The 17,476-nt window shown below is 48.4% G+C and carries 12 protein-coding genes; 11 read left to right on the forward strand and 1 reads right to left on the reverse strand.

Going from position 1 to position 17,476, the window contains the following annotated elements:
- Nucleotides 1–19: 19 nt before the first annotated feature.
- The 11 genes from ACIFSR_RS12230 (at nt 20) to ACIFSR_RS12280 (ending at nt 15,601) form a co-directional block, all read left to right on the forward strand.
- Nucleotides 20–646 carry a LysM peptidoglycan-binding domain-containing protein gene (locus ACIFSR_RS12230; protein ID WP_076267910.1) on the forward strand — a complete coding sequence of 209 codons (627 nt, stop codon included), beginning with the start codon at nt 20–22 and terminating at the stop codon, nt 644–646.
- A gap of 4 nt (nt 647–650) precedes the next feature.
- Nucleotides 651–1,736: a phage late control D family protein gene (locus ACIFSR_RS12235; protein WP_430057594.1), complete on the forward strand. Its 1,086-nt coding sequence runs from the start codon at nt 651–653 to the stop codon at nt 1,734–1,736.
- Entirely contained in the window at nt 1,733–2,461 is a 729-nt protein-coding gene (locus ACIFSR_RS12240) for a phage baseplate assembly protein V (RefSeq protein ID WP_339207680.1), read from the forward strand. The genes ACIFSR_RS12235 and ACIFSR_RS12240 overlap by 4 nt, the downstream gene beginning before the upstream one ends.
- A 22-nt stretch (nt 2,462–2,483) precedes the next feature.
- The gene (locus ACIFSR_RS12245; protein WP_430057595.1) at nt 2,484–2,885 is read left to right on the forward strand and encodes a GPW/gp25 family protein; all 402 of its coding nucleotides are present in this window, start codon (nt 2,484–2,486) and stop codon (nt 2,883–2,885) included.
- Nucleotides 2,886–2,902: 17 nt separating this feature from the next.
- The gene (locus ACIFSR_RS12250; RefSeq protein WP_430057834.1) at nt 2,903–5,998 is read left to right on the forward strand and encodes a baseplate J/gp47 family protein; all 3,096 of its coding nucleotides are present in this window, start codon (nt 2,903–2,905) and stop codon (nt 5,996–5,998) included.
- Nucleotides 5,999–6,051: 53 nt separating this feature from the next.
- Entirely contained in the window at nt 6,052–8,316 is a 2,265-nt protein-coding gene (locus tag ACIFSR_RS12255; protein ID WP_430057596.1) for a putative baseplate assembly protein, read from the forward strand.
- 33 nt (nt 8,317–8,349) lie between these two features.
- Nucleotides 8,350–10,455 carry a phage tail protein gene (locus ACIFSR_RS12260; protein WP_430057597.1) on the forward strand — a complete coding sequence of 702 codons (2,106 nt, stop codon included), beginning with the start codon at nt 8,350–8,352 and terminating at the stop codon, nt 10,453–10,455.
- Between the two features lie 26 nt (nt 10,456–10,481).
- Nucleotides 10,482–12,152, forward strand: coding sequence for a hypothetical protein (locus tag ACIFSR_RS12265; protein WP_339207684.1), 1,671 nt, complete (start codon nt 10,482–10,484; stop codon nt 12,150–12,152).
- 105 nt (nt 12,153–12,257) lie between these two features.
- Nucleotides 12,258–13,307: a DUF1835 domain-containing protein gene (locus ACIFSR_RS12270; RefSeq protein WP_339207685.1), complete on the forward strand. Its 1,050-nt coding sequence runs from the start codon at nt 12,258–12,260 to the stop codon at nt 13,305–13,307.
- Nucleotides 13,307–14,965, forward strand: coding sequence for a GDSL-type esterase/lipase family protein (locus tag ACIFSR_RS12275; protein ID WP_430057598.1), 1,659 nt, complete (start codon nt 13,307–13,309; stop codon nt 14,963–14,965). The genes ACIFSR_RS12270 and ACIFSR_RS12275 overlap by 1 nt, the downstream gene beginning before the upstream one ends.
- A 447-nt stretch (nt 14,966–15,412) precedes the next feature.
- Nucleotides 15,413–15,601: an IS3 family transposase gene (locus ACIFSR_RS12280; protein ID WP_430057836.1), complete on the forward strand. Its 189-nt coding sequence runs from the start codon at nt 15,413–15,415 to the stop codon at nt 15,599–15,601.
- Between the two features lie 51 nt (nt 15,602–15,652).
- Here ACIFSR_RS12280 and ACIFSR_RS12285 read toward each other — a convergent pair whose 3' ends face one another.
- The gene (locus tag ACIFSR_RS12285) at nt 15,653–17,476 is read right to left on the reverse strand and encodes a hypothetical protein (RefSeq protein ID WP_430057599.1); all 1,824 of its coding nucleotides are present in this window, start codon (nt 17,474–17,476) and stop codon (nt 15,653–15,655) included.

Raw genomic sequence — 17,476 nt, forward strand, 5'->3', positions numbered from 1 at the left:
GATTTGGAGGGGACATCGAATGGCATTAAGCAAAGCGCAGTTTTGGATCTTTCGAGCGAAAGAAACCGAGAAGGTAGATGTGCTTTTTAACCCGACTGATTATGAGATGGAATCCGGAAATCAATATGCGGAGAAGGAGATTGCGGGGCTGCAAACCCCGCTCTCCCAATTTACGAGCGGTGAGCGGACAACATTGAAGCTGAATTTGTTTTTTGATACGTATGAAGCGGGCATTGACGTTCGTACCTATACTTCCAAAATCGTGGGCATTCTCGATGTTGACTCGGATTTGCACACGCCGCCGACCTGTAAATTCATTTGGGGCTCGCTTGATTTTAAAGGAGTTATTACGAGCATTACGCAGAAATACACGATGTTTCTGGAAACCGGCGTCCCTGTTAGGGCATCCTTAACAGTCGATATGCTGAGCTCGCAAACGATGAAGGAACAATACCAAGAAATACCGCGTCAATCTGCCGATCGTACGAAGCAAAAGACGGTCAAGCAAGGGGATCAGCTGTGGTCAATAGCGGCTGAGGAATATGAGGACCCGGGAGCATGGCGCCATATCGCCGAAGCGAATGGGATTGATAACCCCCGTATGCTGTTATCCGGAAGAAGCTTGACGATTCCGAGATTGGAGTGAAAACGTGGCTGCATACTCCTTTGAGGATTTGGAATCCAAATATGGTGATTTTAGCGCACCTGAGGTTGATATTTTAATAGAGGGTCAATTGATAAAGCTTTCGAACATGGCCGTAGAATGGGTTGATGTCGAGCAAACGACGGATGCACAGGCGGATATCGCCAGGTTTTCGATTTCTAATGGCTATATATGGAGCGAATCCCGCATGCAATGGGTAGGCACAACGATTGCGGTAGGCAAGAAGGTGCAAATCAAGCTTGGTTACGCAGATAAAAAATCGCTTGTATTTGATGGAATCATGACAGGTTATACCATTGATTATCCTTCAAACGGCAGCCCAAGCATTGTCGTAACGGCAATGGACCGCTCTTTTCTCATGATGAAGACGTCACACTCTAAGGTGTGGAACCAAATGAAGGACAGCGATGTCGTTCGGCAAATTGCCGGAAATTATGGTTTGTCTGTCGATTTGGACGATACGGGCGTCACGAAAAAAACGATTGAGCAAATCGGGGTGAGCGATTATCATTTTGTCCGCTCGCTCGCGATGGATAACGACAGGCATTTCTATGTAGAAGCATCCAAGCTTATTTTCAAAAAACCGAAAACATCAGGAGCGCCGCTTATTACGCTGAAATATGGGAAAAACCTCGTTCAGTTCACGCTGACGGTGGATGCTTCCAGCCAGACATCACAAGTTAAAGTTCGCGGCTATGACGTCGATAAGATACAAGCGATAGAATCCGTTGCCAGCTCGGTTACGATTATTGGTACGAACACCAAAAGCGGCCCCAGTGTAGCAAGCATGCTCTCTAATCAAAAGATGGAGGTCGTATACACGCAGGCAGCATCGCAGGACGAGGCGCAATCGCTTGCGAAGGCGATGCTGGATCGTATTTCCCGCGAGCTTGTGAGCGGACATGGAACTTCGATTGGTTTTCCAGAGATGAAGCCAGGTGAATTAATCAAGATTGAGGGTCTCGGCAGCGACAAGCTAAATCAACTGCTGCGATTGACGAAGGTTACGCATAGACTCGACGCAACGGATGGCTACATGATTTATTTTGAGACGGAGGGGAATGCGATATGAGCACGATGTATCCCGGTTTTTTTGACCAGCATCAGCGCTCCATGCAATCCGAGCAGCTGTCCGGAGTGTGGAATGCAATCGTTACCGACAACAAGGACCCGGATAAGCTTGGCCGCGTAAAGGTGAAGTTTCCACTGCGCGAAGGTGAGCTCCAGACTGATTGGGTACGCGTTGCCACTTTAATGGGCGGGAACGACATGGGCTCTCTCTTTTTGCCGGAGGTGAATGATGAGGTGCTTGTCGCCTTCTTAATGGGGCGGCTGGATCAGCCGATCGTCATTGGCTCTTTGTGGAGCAAGAAACAAAAGCCGCCTGCGCCGAACGACAAAAACGATATTCGCAAAATCAAGACGAAAACCGGGCATGAGATTACGTTTGATGATACGAGCAGCGCAGGCACGGTTACGATAAAAACGTCAAAAGGCCATCATATTACGTTTGCCGATAAGGATAAGACGGTTACGGTTGAAACGCAAGACAAGCAGCAATCGATCAAGCTGGATGAGACGGGAAAGAAGGTCACCATCAAATGTGGTTCAGCGTCTACGATTGAGATGAGCGCGCAAGGTGATGTAAAAGTGACGGGCTCAAAATCGGTTACCGTAAAAGGCGCTCAGGTGAAGGTGGAGGCGGATGCAGCGCTCACGCTTCAATCCAATGGCATGCTTGAGGTAAAGGCTAACGGCATTTTGTCGCTGAAGGGCGCGATGGTTAAGATCAATTGATGGCTGAGGGAGGCTGCAGCAGATGTCGGCATCGTTTTTGGGGAAAGGATGGAAATTTCCCGTTCAGGTAGACGCAACAACCGGCCGTATTCGCATGGCGGAAGGCGAGGATGACATTGAAGAGTCTATCCGAATTATTATTCGAACGTCGAAGGGCGAACGATTAATGCGTCCTGATTTTGGCTGCGGCTTACGGAATTTTGTATTTGGCACAACGGATGAGACATCGCTTAGACTCATTGCCAGTGATGTGCAGGAAGCCATTCGAATTTGGGAGCCGAGAGTAAAGGACGTAGAGGTAGAGGTGAAGCCTGATCGGCAAAATAACGGCCGTGTGCTAATGAGCGTCTCCTATGCGGTAAGATCCACAAACAATCTTTTTAATCAGGTGTTTCCTTTCTATTTAGAGGAAGGAAGCAAATAACGGGAGCGAGCAACGTGATGAAGCACGGGGGAAGAAATGGCGGTGACAACCGTCCGCCAAAAATCAATCATAATAACTTATCCTCTTTTATGGCTCAGTTAAAGGAGATGGCACCTCATTATACGCCGGAGTGGCGATTCTCGCAGGAGGAGCCTGATGCGGGGACGGGACTAGCCTATTTGACCGCTGAGATGCTGGAGGACACGGTTAATCGGCTTAATCAGGCGCCGCTCAATCATTTCCTTGCTTTCCTCGATCTTATCGAGGTCAAGCTGCAGCCGCCTCGTCCAGCCCGGGCGACCGTTGTGTTTCAACTGAGTGAAGGAACGGTCGACCCCGTTTATTTGCCGGCAGGCATTGCATTGACAGCCCCGCATCCTGACGGCGGCGAGCCGCTCGTATTTGAGACGGAGAAGGTGCTGCTCGCTACACCAGCGAAGCTGATGGAGTGGATTAGTGTAAATCCACAAAAGGATCACATTGCTACTGCAGCACTGGACTATGGAGATCGATTGAAGAGCGGCCTAGCTGAGCCAATCAGCTTATTCGATACCAGCTCTATGCCAAATGAGCAGGAGCATACGCTATATATTCGGCATGACGATATTTTTCTAGTAGATCGGCCAAGCCGATTTTACATAAATGTTCACCACACCGAAAAACGTTACTCTGAACCGGAGCTTGCAGCCTCGCTCGCATCCGAGTGGGTGGAATGGACGTATCCATGCAACGGGGAATGGGTAAAATTTGATTCCGCAACGGCAGCAGGCAGCATGGTCGTTTTATATAAACAGCGAGCTGGAAAGCTGGAGCTCACTGAGCATGAAGGAATAACTGGCCGCTGGATCAGGTGTACCGTGAAACAGCTGCAAGGCGCTGCCTCCCCTCTGCTTAACAAGCATTTGGAGATGGATAAAATAAGGCTTCGTGCGGCGCATGATGCGGCCGGCGACAATGTTGGCATTGAGCCAGGCGCATTATATTTTAATGACACGGAGCTCTTGAAGGATGGGTTTTACCCGTTTGGAGAACATTTTGTTCCTTATTCCGTTTTTTATTTATCGTGTGAAGAGGCGTTTAGCAAGCGTCAAAGCAAAATCAAGCTGACTTTCACTGCGAGAGCGATACCGAGTAGGCTCAGAATGGCGCAGGATCCCGAAGTAAAGTGGAAAATGGTCATGCGGACTTCCGATTTTGATGAGAAGGATCCGCCGCGCGTATGCATCAGAAGTGTTCAATGGGAGTATTGGGATGGCAGCAATTGGGGCAGGCTGCCCGGCAGCGAGCAATTCGGAACATTGTTTGCCGAGCTGCCGGAGCAGAGTGAACGAAGCTTTACATTGACGTTCAACTGTCCAGACGATATGGCGGAAACGTTCGTAAACGGTACGTCTGATTATTGGATTCGGGCACGCGTGCTGCAGACTGATCCTATTATCGCGCCTGTCGTGGAATATATGTCACCTTGGCTCGCACAACCTGTTCTGTCCTATGCCCATGCCTCGCAAAGCTTATTTATGCCAGAGCATGTCTATACAAGAAGCAATATTGACAATCGTGATCGAACGCCTTCTGCACAACATGGCGGTCAGTCCTTTAAGCTGTTTGAGCAAATTCCAGCAAGTCATCCTGCGATGTATGCTTCCTTTAATGCTGCGCCGTTAAAAGGTCCTATTCGTCTGCATATTGAGCTGGAACGCAGGTTTACAGCCAGCAATCAACCGCCGTGGGTGGAGTGGGAAGCGCTTTGCTTGGAAGCAGGCCGCTACATTTGGCAGCCGCTGAAGGTGGTGGACAACACTGAGGCATTTACGATAAGCGGAGAGCTGCAATTTGTAGGCCCATCTACGATGGCACCGGCTCGCTTGTTCGGGCATGAGCGTTATTGGATACGCGCAGTCAATCGTGATGGCTCGCTCGGAGATTCCTTTCCGGGCAATCCAGTAGCCTCAAGCATGCATCTGAATGCTGTTTCGGTCAGGCAGCAGGTTAGTCAGGAGAAGGAGCTTTCAATTCCTGCGGACGGCTTTGTACAGCTAGCGCCTACGGCATTCATTGAAGAAGAGGTGTGGGTAGATGAGCTCGCACATTTCACGCCAATGGATCGTGTGAAATGGTCTGACTCCGAGCCTGAATATTATATGTTGCAAAGAGACGGTGACGGTAATGACCAACGCTTCTGGGTGAGATGGCAGCCGGTCGTTTCGCTTGCAGAGTCTGGCCCAATTGACCGTCATTATTCACCGGACCACGCAGGCGGAATGCTGCAATTCGGAGATGGCATACGCGGGAAGCTTCCTTCCTCTGAGACGGCGGAAACGGTGCGCGTTCGCTTTATAACTACCGCGGGCGCAAACGGGCATGTCGATGCCGGGCAAATAACGGGAATGGTGCTTCCATTTGCATTCGTCAGCAGCATCAGCAATCCGGCTCCTTCAATTGGCGGCGGTGATGCGGAACGGGTAGAGCAAGTGCTCGTAAGGGGACCGCAGCGGCTTAAGCACCGCGGACGGGCAGTTACCGCAAGCGACGTAGAATGGATTGCTAGAGAGGCATATCCGCAGATTGCAAAGGTGAAATGCTTAAGCAATCGAAATGCAAGGCTGGAGCGCGCATCTGGTTCCATGGTTGTGGTTGCTTTCCCAGCGGGCGGCTTGGAAAGCGCTGCTCAGTTTCCAGAGCTGCGCAAAGCAGTGGAGCGTGAGCTCATGCAGACAGCATCCAGTCTGGTTTCCTTGGGCGGTGCCATACGGGTCATCGAGCCGGCTTATTTGGAAGTGTCCGTGCATGCAACGGTGGCATCCCAGTCCGTTGATGATCTGCTTCCGCTAGAGATGGCTTGTGCAGCCAAGCTGAATGCGTTCTTACATTCGGTAACTGGAAATGTTGACGGCAACGGCTGGAATATTGGAGAAACGCTGCATGTATCTGTGCTTCACTCCCTTTTGCATGCTGTCCACTCGCTTTTATATATCGAACGTCTTTATTTACATATTGTCAAAATAGAAAATGGAAATCGTACCGAATGGGATCCCGGCCGGATGAATGAGGTTATTCATGGCATTGTCGTTAATGGCAGCCATAGCATAACGGCCTTCCCTGGACCGAAATAAGAGTTCCGAATGAGGGTAGTGCGATCAAAAAAAGAAAAGGAAGGAGAGATCAAATGCTGCCGAGGCTGCCGCTAGACGACCGCACGTATGCGGAAATCGTTCAACAAGCAAGAAGGCTCATCCCGAAGCGGGTTCCGGAATGGACGGATGAGAATGCGCATGACCCGGGCATTACGTTTATTGAGTTATTCGCTTGGCTGACAGAGATGCAGCGTTATTTCATTGGCCGTGTCCCGGACAAGAATAGGCGCAGATTTCTTGATCTGCTTGGTATTCAGCCTGCAGACGCAAGTTCGGCGAGAGCTACTGTACAGTTCTCAAATATTAAAGCTCCAGTGACGCTGCCTCGCGGGACGAAGCTGATGGCTGAGGATCAGATGTTTGAGACGGAAGCCTCCATTTCCCTTGTGCCGCTTGCGCTGGATAGAATCGTTACGCGAACGGAACGGGAAGCCAATGACGTCACAGCTACAAATGATCATGCCAATGTTGCCTTTTATGCGTTCGGGAAGGATGCAAGGACAGCCTCGAAGCTTTATCTTTCCTTCGATCGGGAGCTGAGCGCGCAGGAACAGGTCACGATAAACATCAATCTTTTGGAAGCGGATAAAGGCGTTGGCAATGACGAGCTGCAGCATCTGGTAATCAATCGCGAAGCCATCTCTCCATCTGCAAGGCTCTCGTGGAAAGCTTATTGCTGGGATGAAGCAGCAGGGACAGCAGGGTGGATGCCCGTTGAAGTGATAGAGGATGAGACGCTACATTTGACGCTTAGCGGTAAAATATCATTTTGCCTAAGGGCGCCGATGCGTACGGTAACTGTGCATCCTGCAAGCGAGCAGCCGCGATATTGGATATGTGCAACAGTTGAGGAGTCTGGTTATGAAATGCCGCCTCGCATTCGTCAGCTAATGCTGCATACGATCAAAGCTGAGCAGAAGGATACATTAAGCGAAGTGATTGATTTTACGGTATCGGGAGAGCCCCATGAAGAAATACATATTGCTACCTACTTAGCTGTTTTTGGACAAATACGAGTTCAAGTGCGAGCTGCAGATGGCGCATGGCGATACTGGCAGGAAATTGCTTCCTTTGAGGAGCTGCCTCACTCTGATCGCCCGCCTGCGTTTTATACCGTTATAAGACATGCTTCGATGGACCATGTAACGGTACAGTTTAGCGACGGCTCTACCGGAGCTGTTCCGCCGCCTGGACAAACGGTTCGTATCATTGCTAGTGAACCTAGGTTTGACCTTTACCGATTTATTGGACGAAGCAATGGGCTGCCGAGCCAAAGCTTTGAGCTGTACAATCTATCCTGCAAGAAACGCGAGGCACTAAAGCTGCAGGTAGGTGAACAAGAGCCGAATGGCCATTTCAAATGGCAGGATTGGAAGCGTGTAGATGAGTTTGACCGCTCTAAGCCAGGCGATCGTCATTATATTTATGATCCCGTCAAAAGACTCATTTACTTCGGCAATGGCGAAAAAGGAGCTATTCCGCCAGTCAGTATGGACACCAATATCGTTCTTACCGGTTGCGAATTAGGCGGTGGTGATCGTGGCAACGTTAAGCCTTATCTCATATCTGAGTGGGTGAACGAAGCACATAAAGCATTGCAAATCGAAGTGAATAATCCAAGTTTTGCAGCTGGAGGCTCGGAAGCGGAAACGCTGCAGGTAACGCTGCAGCGGGCGCAGTCAGAACTGAAGCATACATTCCGTGCCGTCACCAATGAGGATTACGAAACTTTGGCTTTAGCAACACCAGGCGCTGCCGTAGCTAGAGTGCATGCAATTCCTCTCTATAAGCCGGGACTTGATGATTATCCGCGAGAGAAGGCAAATGGTCAAGTTTCTGTTGTAGTCGTACCATACGGTTTAAGCGATACACCAACGCCAAGCGCCGGTTTTCTGCAAACTGTAAAACGTCATTTGGATACAAGAAGATTAATAACGACAGAAGTACATGTCATTCCCCCCATTTATATTAAAGTAACCGTCAATGCCGTTGTTGTTGTCGAGCCTCAATTCGTAGATGAAGGACAACGTTTAGTAGAGCAATTGAAAAAGCTGCTAAGACCGCTTGATGGTGAGCATGAAACCAAAGGCTGGAAATTTGGCCGGTCTGTCTATAAGGGAGACATTTATAATGCGCTAAGCAAGGCGAGCGGCGTAGTATACGTACAGGATTTGTGGATTGATGCGGAAGGTGCGCATGTTAGGAAAAGTGCAGGAGGAGACATCATTCTTCCGCCGCAGGGACTTGTTTACTCGGGGCAGCATGAAATTGAACTCATTAGTCGCACCCATCTATAGCATCGTGGCAATCGGCTGCAAAGGAGGTACAGCATGAACGGAAAAGACCAGTTTTTCTCGATTAACCGCGAGCAGGATTGGCTGCGCGGCACCGGGTATAATCTTGATTTTCATTTAGCAGGCTTCGGCGTTTGCCGCGATAACAAATACGGAATAGCGGGAACGATTCAGCTGAGTGACCTCGCAGGTACAGCTGCCATTCAAGAGCTGGCTGTTTCCCAGCATGAGCATATGTTTTTGCTGGATGAGCGCGCGGATCTGTGGATTTACGACCGCCGTAATGCTGATCATAAGCGCTTGTTTACACAAGGGCATGGTCTGTTCAGCTCCCATGCTAGACTTGCTGCCTCCGGCGAGCTTTTAATTGCCGCCGATCGCACGGGTGAGAGGACAGTCGCTGCTTACCATACCGGCAATGGACAAACGCTTTGGTCGCGCGGAGGCAATGAAGCAGATGGAGTTTTGCTGCATCCGCTTGAGATAGCAGCGGATAACCGGTATGTGTACGTGCTGACACCGCTTGAACTCGATACGGGAGGCGATGAGCCGTCAATAGCAGAAGGCGCTAAGCTCGGGATCATCCAGTTTACGTTAGGCGGCGCACTTGTCAGTGTATGGAGTGATCCAAAGTTTACACAGCATGTACGAGCGAAGCTAAGGCATTTGAACCGAACTTACTTCATGACCGTCGCGGCATCGGGTGAGCTTTATATATTTGATACGTTATACGCAAAGCTATTTTCATTCGGGCCTACTGGAACATTGAGTGCGAAACGTGAACTCCCTGCTCTTCCTTATGCAGGACTTTGTGCTGACAGCAGCGGCATGATTTATATTGGCGACACGAGGCAAATGGATCAAGTGAGCGAGGATGACCGCTTTATCGTCCAGTTGAATGCTGCTGGCGAGACAGTTGGACGCATTACAGGTTTCCGTGGCAAAGCGGATCAGCTGTTGATTGATGAGAAGGATCGCATGTACATTTTGAACAGCGAAGACGGAACGATTACGATCTTGAACTTACAGCCGCAGACGCTGTTGATGGAGGAAACGGGTGTTCCTGAAGGGGTCTGGCTTTCACGGGCGTTCGATAGCGCAGAAGCCGAAACCGTCTGGCACAAGATGGCGCTTAACTCCTTTATTCCAGATGGCACACAGATTCATATATCCTATTTCAGTCAAAATGACGATAGCTGCATTATCGCCGGAAGCTATCGAAAAGTAGACGATTGGCTAGCTGATGCGACGATTCCCTACCGCGAAAAGCTGAATGCACTAGCCGAATTTTGGTCAGTGCCGGTTATTAATCCGAGTGATGCATTGTTTTTTGGAGCAAAAGGACGTTACTTGTGGCTAAAAATCGAATGGATCGCTTCGGAGCGGTATACGCCGCTATTGGAGTCCCTGCGAATTTATTTTCCGAGAGACACTTATTTAAATTATTTGCCTGCTGTCTATCAAGAGGACCCGGCAAGCCGTGATTTTCTTGAGCGTTATTTATCATTATTCGGCACGTTGTTTTCCGAGATTGAGGAAGAAATTGAGGATTTATCGGAATACATCGATCCTGAACGGGCAACGGGCGAGCATTTACGCTGGCTGGCGACTTGGGTTGGCCTGGAAACGGATGATTATTGGACGGATGAGCAGGTGCAGGCGTTCATTCAGGCCGCACCGGAGCTTTATCGTTACCGTGGCACGCGTCAAGGCTTAATGAAAACGATCGAGATTTATACGGGTATTGCACCGCTCATCGTGGAATATTTTCAAACAAAGGCGATGCGCGACAACGGAGAGCTGCGGCATCTGACAGATCAGCTTTATAGCGGTGATCCGTATACGTTTACCGTGCTGCTGCGGCCGGAACAAGCGCCAACAGAGAAGCAGCGAGTCGTTATCGAACAGCTGCTGGATGAGCAAAAGCCGGCCTATACGGAAGCGAAGCTGGTGCTGCTGCAGCCTTGGATGTATTTGGATTTACATACGTACTTAGGCATAAATACGGTGCTGACTGAGCCTTCACTGCTCAAGCTGAACCCTGATCGTTCGATGCCAAATGACACGCTGATCGTTGACGTTGGCATGGAGAAGCGCATGGATATCCATACCCGTTTAGAAATGGATTCAGAGCTGGAATAGTATAATTACGCGAAGGAGCGGTACAAGTGAAAAAATCGAGGCTGTATCCATTTGAGAGAAATCGTTATTTTTACGGGAAGCTGTTGACGGTACGCGATTTCGAGTCGGAGCAAAAATATTTTAATGATAAAAGAAGGCTGTTGAACCGTCTGCTCTATGGCAGCGGCGTGTTGTCCGGCATGCAGGTTGTAGCGGTAGATGACAAAACAATTTCGGTCGAAATGGGCGTAGCAATCGATTATATCGGACGAGAACTGGTTATTCCTTCACCTGTAACGTTAAAGCTGTCGATGATCGAGGGCTTTACAAACAATGAATATAAGAAAAACGTATACTTGTGCGTCGCTTATGATGAGAAAGGCAAGGAGCCCGTTCACTCGGTAGGCAATTCAGCAATTCGCAACGATGAAGTGAGCGAATACAACCGTGTGCTTGAATCCTATCGTTTATTCATTAATGAAGAAGCGCCTGCACCGTCCTCATTTGAATTCGTTAGATTGCTTGAAAATGTAGCTACGATTTATGAAGATGCGAACGTACGGATTACGCAGCGTATGCCAAAGTATGTGAATGTTGGCGAGGTTGTTGAGGTCAAGCTGGTGGTTGAGAAGACACTGCAAACGCCGCGAATTGCTTTCCAATATGATTATGAAGCAATGGGCTTCACCTCTGTTGGCCATGATGGGAATACCGTTATGTTTGTTGAGCCGGGCGATGCGCAGGAAACGGAGTACTCGGTTAGTTTTCATTTGAAAGCGCCGCAGACTGCTGGCATCAAAGCACAGCTTACTGTACCTAATCATGCTGCGAAGTTAACCATTGGCGACTCGGCTATTCCACTGGATACGAATGCGAAGCACATCATTGAGGTGCTGGACGAGCCTGTAGCGAATCGTATATTGAAGGATTGGCATGAACGCAGCTTAGAGCAGGCAGTAGAGGGTTCTGCTGATCAAAGCATCTGCTTAGCCAAAATCAGCTTGCTCCAAATGGGACCGACCTACATGATTGAGAAGGTGGATCGTGTACCTTTTGATGAATATATCGAGAGCACCGCGCTGCTGCAGCGTTTAACGCAAACGTCGCAATCCTCATCGCTTCATAAGTTTTATGCGAGCGCGGAGACGCATGATCTGGAATACGATGAGAAGCCAACTCTTGATGTACAGTATCATCCCGAACGCAATGAATTTGATTTCAAGCTTGGTATTCCGCGGCCTCAGCATTTGTATGATGAGATTTCAACGGGTACAATGGAAGTAGCGCTGGAGTCTATCGGCAAGACAGGCGGCTTCTTCTTCTCGCGCGGCAAAAAAAACTATGTGTCTGATGAAATTCAGCATGGCCTTGGCGAGGGTCAAGTATCGGTTGTAGTCGGCTTGGAAGAGATCGATAAGACGATTTTGGCTGACCAAGCAAGCACGATGAAAAAAGTATATTATGGACAAAGCGACGTATTTAAAGGCACAGAGTTTGAGCCTGATATACCGAATGTATCGCTTGGAACAATTGTTTATCCAGAGAAGGGCACATTCCGTATCGGAATGAAGCTTCAAGGTGAAACCGAGTCGGCTGCGTCTGTAATCGCCGTTCGCTGGTGGGCATTCAAAAGTTTAGGTGCGGCGAAAGCGGCTGATCAAGTAAATGATGAGATAGATCAAGGGTTTGCAGAAGCGGCTGCATCGCAGCAGGAGTAAGCCATTATAAGCTGTTCAGAAGGTCGATAAGAACGATGATCTTGCTGAGCAGCTTTTTTATATATGGCGTAAACTAGTATAGGTGTACAAGAAGGAGGCTTTTATTTGAAAGACCTTTATGAGCGTTTAAGGGAGCTGAGCGAGGGTGAGGCTAGAAGCCTTCTAAACGACCTTCTAAAGCTGACTGTACCGTTTACTGAACAAGGAAATGGGGAGCAGATGGCTCTGGCTGACTCCATTGTACAAATATATGAAAAAAGCGTGCAGCACTCACATTCCTTGCGAGTTGAAGCTGAGCAGCGCAAAAGCATGGTTCATCTCGTATGCAGCATGTCGGATGCAGGGTCTTTGAAAGTAGCCCTAAGCAATTTAGGAAAACATGCAGACAATGAGGTATTGTCGTTTAATGATTGCTTTTCAGTAGGTCCAATTAAGAATATTGATCGTGTGGAAGGACAGCGGTCTCGAGAATTTTGGCAAATGGAGAAGCTGTCTGGTTTTATGTTTAATCACCACATGAATCGTGAGCATCAGATTCAGAGAATGATCGAGAAAATAACAGCCATAGCTGAGCATAAATCTATCATCATCTGGTGTGCCGATAACGCGCACGATCAGGTAGGACTGCGTTTCATCATGCATTTGCTAAAGAATCGTACCAATAGCGTACATATGATGAATGTTTCTGAGCTTTTTCGGCTTAACGCGGCAAGCATGCAGACTAACCTGCCTCACTATGCGCAAGGGCTGCTAGAGAGGGATGTTTACTTAAATATCGTAAACGGATATGAGCAAGCAGAGAAAATAGTAGATAGTGAGAGACGACGCTATGAAGCAGAGTGGTTGGAGCTGTCTCAGGAAGAGTGTACACTGCGTTTATGGGAAGATGGCAAGATTAAGCATGCTGCTGAAGAGGAGCTTGATAGGAGGCTTATAACTATTATTGATAAGCTTGCAATCGAAAGCGAGGATGGATTTGTAAAGGCAGGAGCTGTTATTGGAGAATTACAGGACCACTATTTTCAGCTAATCGACTTTCGTTTCACTGAATATCGGCTGTGGACGCTAATTAGCGATGGCTGCTTGGCGTTTAGAGGACTGCCGGGTGCGATGCATCAATATTCCGTGCGAAATAACAGAGGGAGGACAATTTGATGAAGCCGTTATTTGGGAAGGATTCTGCTATTCCAGATAAGAAAAAGATCGTTTTTCTAGGAGACAGCATTACGGATGAGGGTACGTTTATTGCTTACATGGATGCTTATTTCCTGCAGCATATGCCAGCCAATCAAATGACACTCATTAACCTTGGCGTAAGCAGCGAGACAGCATCTGGCTTAAGCGAACCGGAGCATCCTTTTCCTCGTCCCTGCGTGCATGATCGGCTTGCCAAGGCTCTAGCGGAAAGCAAACCGGACTGGGTCGTTGTATGTTATGGAATGAATGACGGCATCTATTATCCTTATTCTTCTGATCGATTCGAAGCGTATCAACAGGGGTTATTACGGGCTGTTACTCAGATTAAGGCCATGGGAGCCAAAATAATTCTTATGACGCCGCCTCCATTTGATGCCGCATCGTTTACCGGCGGCAGCTTGCTTCCTTCTGGGCAACCAGCATACAGCTATTCTCAACCTTTTGCTGACTATGAGGATGTATTGAAGCGATACGCAGACTGGGTGCTGACTTTGGACGATGTCGCAGATGCGCTCGTTTCTATCCATGATCCCATGCTGCTCGAGTGGGAGCATAAGCGTAAGGAGAATAACAATTATGTAACGGGGGACGGCATTCATCCGAATGCTGAGGGGCACTGGCTGATCGCCGCTGCTCTGCTTCGTGTGTTGTTTAATATATCACTGGAGCAAATGCCCGAATATGTGCTCCAACCAGACTCTTCATCGCTGTTCTCGGCTGTAGAGCAGCGCCATCGATTGCTCAGCTCGGCATGGAAGGAGCATGTCGGACATACGAACCCGAATAAAGCGGAAGCGCTGCCGCTGGAGCTGGCATTGAAGGAGGGCGAAGCGCTTAAAAATCTTATTCTCTCCTTGGCTGATCATCCAGAGAACAAAAATAATAGCCGTACTTCAAGCTGGAAGGGCTATGAGCGTATCGATTTTATGCTGAAGGGAAGAGAAGGACTAATCGTTTTTCCTAAAACATTTGCGCAAGGCAGGCCATGGATATGGCGCGCTGAGTTTTTTGACGCGTTCTCCTACCCCGATATGGCTTTGCTCGAGCAGGGCTGGGCAATTGCTTATTATCGACTAAGCGACATGTATGGATGCCCGGGTGCGGTAGAACGGATGCGAACGTTCCAAACCTACGTGACAGGAGCTTATGAGCTCGCTCCAAAAACGGTGCTTTTTGGGTTCAGCCGCGGCGGGCTATATGCGTTTAATTATGCAGCCAAGTACCCAGACCAAGTGAAGCTGCTGTACTTAGATGCCCCTGTACTCGATATGCGCAGCTGGCCAGGCGGGAAAGGCGCAGCTGCAGGTGGAGCGGCTGAGTGGGAGGAGTGTCTGGCTGTTTACGGTGAGACGGAAGAAACGGAATCGTCACTTAAGGGCTGCTCTCCTCTGGACAGAGTAGAAGAGCTGGCAGCAGGCGGTATTCCCGTTTTGATCGTTGCAGGTGATGCTGATATTCCGCTGCCTATAGAAGAGAACACGCTGCCATTCGAGAAACGTTACCGTGAGCTTGGCGGGGCCATTAAAGTCATTGTGAAGCCGGGAGTCGGTCATCACCCGCATAGCTTGGAGCAGCCAGAGCCGATTTTATCTTTTATTCAGCAATATTCCAAGTGAGAGAATGATAGCCATAAAGAACGGCTGGTGGGAAATGGACGAAAATGACAGTCTTCAACTTGGGAAAGTGGAGCTAACGGACATCGGAACCGATATTAGCGTGGAGATTCCATTTATATAGAGCTAACGGACATCAGATCCGTTATTTGCTCGAAATCTCCATCTTTAAGGAGCTAACGGACATACAGTCTCTTATTTGGCTTTAAGAGCAATGGTTATCCTTCAATTTGGATAAATAACGCATCTGATGTCCGTTAGAATTCGAAATGGGCTTAAAATCAGTAAATAGCGGAATGTATGTCCGTTATAATATGCTCCCCAAATAGTAGACAGGTGAAGTAATAAAAAAACCTATTGCTATGAGTGGAGCATTTTTATGTCTAAATCCAATAGAGAAACTAACCATTATCGAAGAAATCGAAAGTGGCGAACTTGGCCCTATAGCCGCTGCCTTCAACAGTCCCAGAATCCTTCTGGGGAACCCTGAAGTGCGAAAAATATTATTTGCAAACATACCGAACTTTTGATGAGCTTGAACAGGACATTGAAGCCTACATTCACTTTTACAATTACGAACGATTACAGGCAAAACAAAACAGCCTCAGTCCAATGGAGTTTAGGACTAAGGCCGTTTAACGATTTTTATTATTTGTACTGTTACTTGACGGGGGCAGTTCACATTTATTGTTATTCCTCAGGAATGATATAGGACATTTCAAGTCGTACAGGCTTATCTTTATTTAATAAAAAAGTGAGAAGCGTACTGCCTGACTTGAACAGAACCCGTACTCGGCCATTGTCGAGCTTTTCCTTGGTGGATACCGTTTTGGCGGCTAATAATCTGCTGTACGTTTGTTCCATGACAACTGGATTCCATGTCGTCAGTTGACTTACAAAAAAAGCTTCTGGATTGTCTTCATCGACTTCCAGTACAAAGGACATTTGCATTGCGCTGAACGTCAGCGTTTGCGGCAGTATTGGATCGAGTGCTAGGTCGGGATCAACAAATATAGGGTCTTCGCTTTTCGTTGTATCCTTCTCTGTGTTCGCCGCCGTTTCCTTGGTGCTGCCAAGTGCAGCAGGTAGAGCAGTGGAGCCGCCAGCAGCCATTGTCTTTGTCTGAATGCTTTGCGGTGTTGCTGTTGGCATTGCGGCTGAATTACTGCTGCCCTCCGGCGTCGCCGAAGGTGCTATCGCTGCTTGGTCTGTCGCTTTCGGTTCAGGTGATGAAGAATCTGCTGAAGCATCAGCTTCGTCGGTCGTTATAGGTTCTGTAGGCTCGTCTACAAAAATTTCTTCAGTAAGCTTTTCCTCAGGAACAGTTACAGGAGCATCAGGAACACCCAACGTTTCTTGCAGCTTTATGAGCGACAGATTCATGAAGCCTTCAGCGTACAAGCTGCCGTCTCTGAAAAAACCTTTGTAAAGAGGCGCGCCGTCCATATCGTACAGTGCTCCTATGCCTTCATATTTGTTATTGACGAATTTGCCGTCATAGACAACACCGCCTGAGGCATTAAACATTTGTCCGCTGCCATTCTGCTGTCCGCTGGCGAATGACCCTGTATAAACAACGGAGCCTGTCTCATTGAATAAGATGCCAACACCATGATAGCTGCCGAGAAGAAAGGCGCCGTCGTATTTTACGAAGCCTGATGGGTAATATTGTTTTCCCGGGCCTGACAGCTTGCCAGCAAGGAAGTTGCCTTCGAATAATAAAACGCCATTATTGTCAAACTGCTTGCCTGTACCCTCATAAACCCCAGTATTAAATTGGCCTTCATAGATCAGCTTGCCTGATTCATTGTAAAGTTTTCCATCGCCGCTGTATGAACCCTTCAGAAAGGCGCCAGCATAGATGATCCCGCCGCCAGCATCATATGCTGTACCAGCTCCATCGTACGCTCCGGCTGCAAACTCGCCAACATATTGAGGTTTTCCCCCTGGATAAAATAAAGTTCCAGCACCCGCATATTGATCGTCAGCAAATTGTCCGCGGTAGAGAAGCTCTCCCTCTTCATTAAACAACTCGCCTGAGCCCGCCATCATTCCTTTAGCGAAATCTCCTTGGTAACGAAGCTTGCCGTTTGGATAATATAGCTTCCCTGGACCGCTGTATTGACCATCGACCAGTTCTCCTTTAAACAGCAGATTACCTTCCGCGTCAAGGACGGATGCAGCTCCTGTGAAGTTGCCATTCGCAGCAGCAGCTGCTTCCAGCTGAGGCGTTCGTCCGAACCATTTGTTAATGAAGGCTGGCGGGCTTACAAATCCAAAATAAACGATGATCAGAGTAATGACGAGAACAAGTGCGATAAGCTTCTTCGCTATGTAGTAGCTCCCGATGCGCAAATAATTGTTGAGCGATCGAAGCGGGCCAAAAATAGCAGTAACCAGCCATTTGCGGAGCACAGCAAGCATACGCTTTGGCAGCGTTTTCGCCCGTTTAAGAGGCGCAATAATTTTTCGCTTAATGGGCTTGATTATGGGATTTAGAATTTGCGCTATCAT

The organism is Paenibacillus sp. NRS-1760, assembly GCF_050467785.1.
Taxonomy (GTDB): domain Bacteria; phylum Bacillota; class Bacilli; order Paenibacillales; family Paenibacillaceae; genus Pristimantibacillus.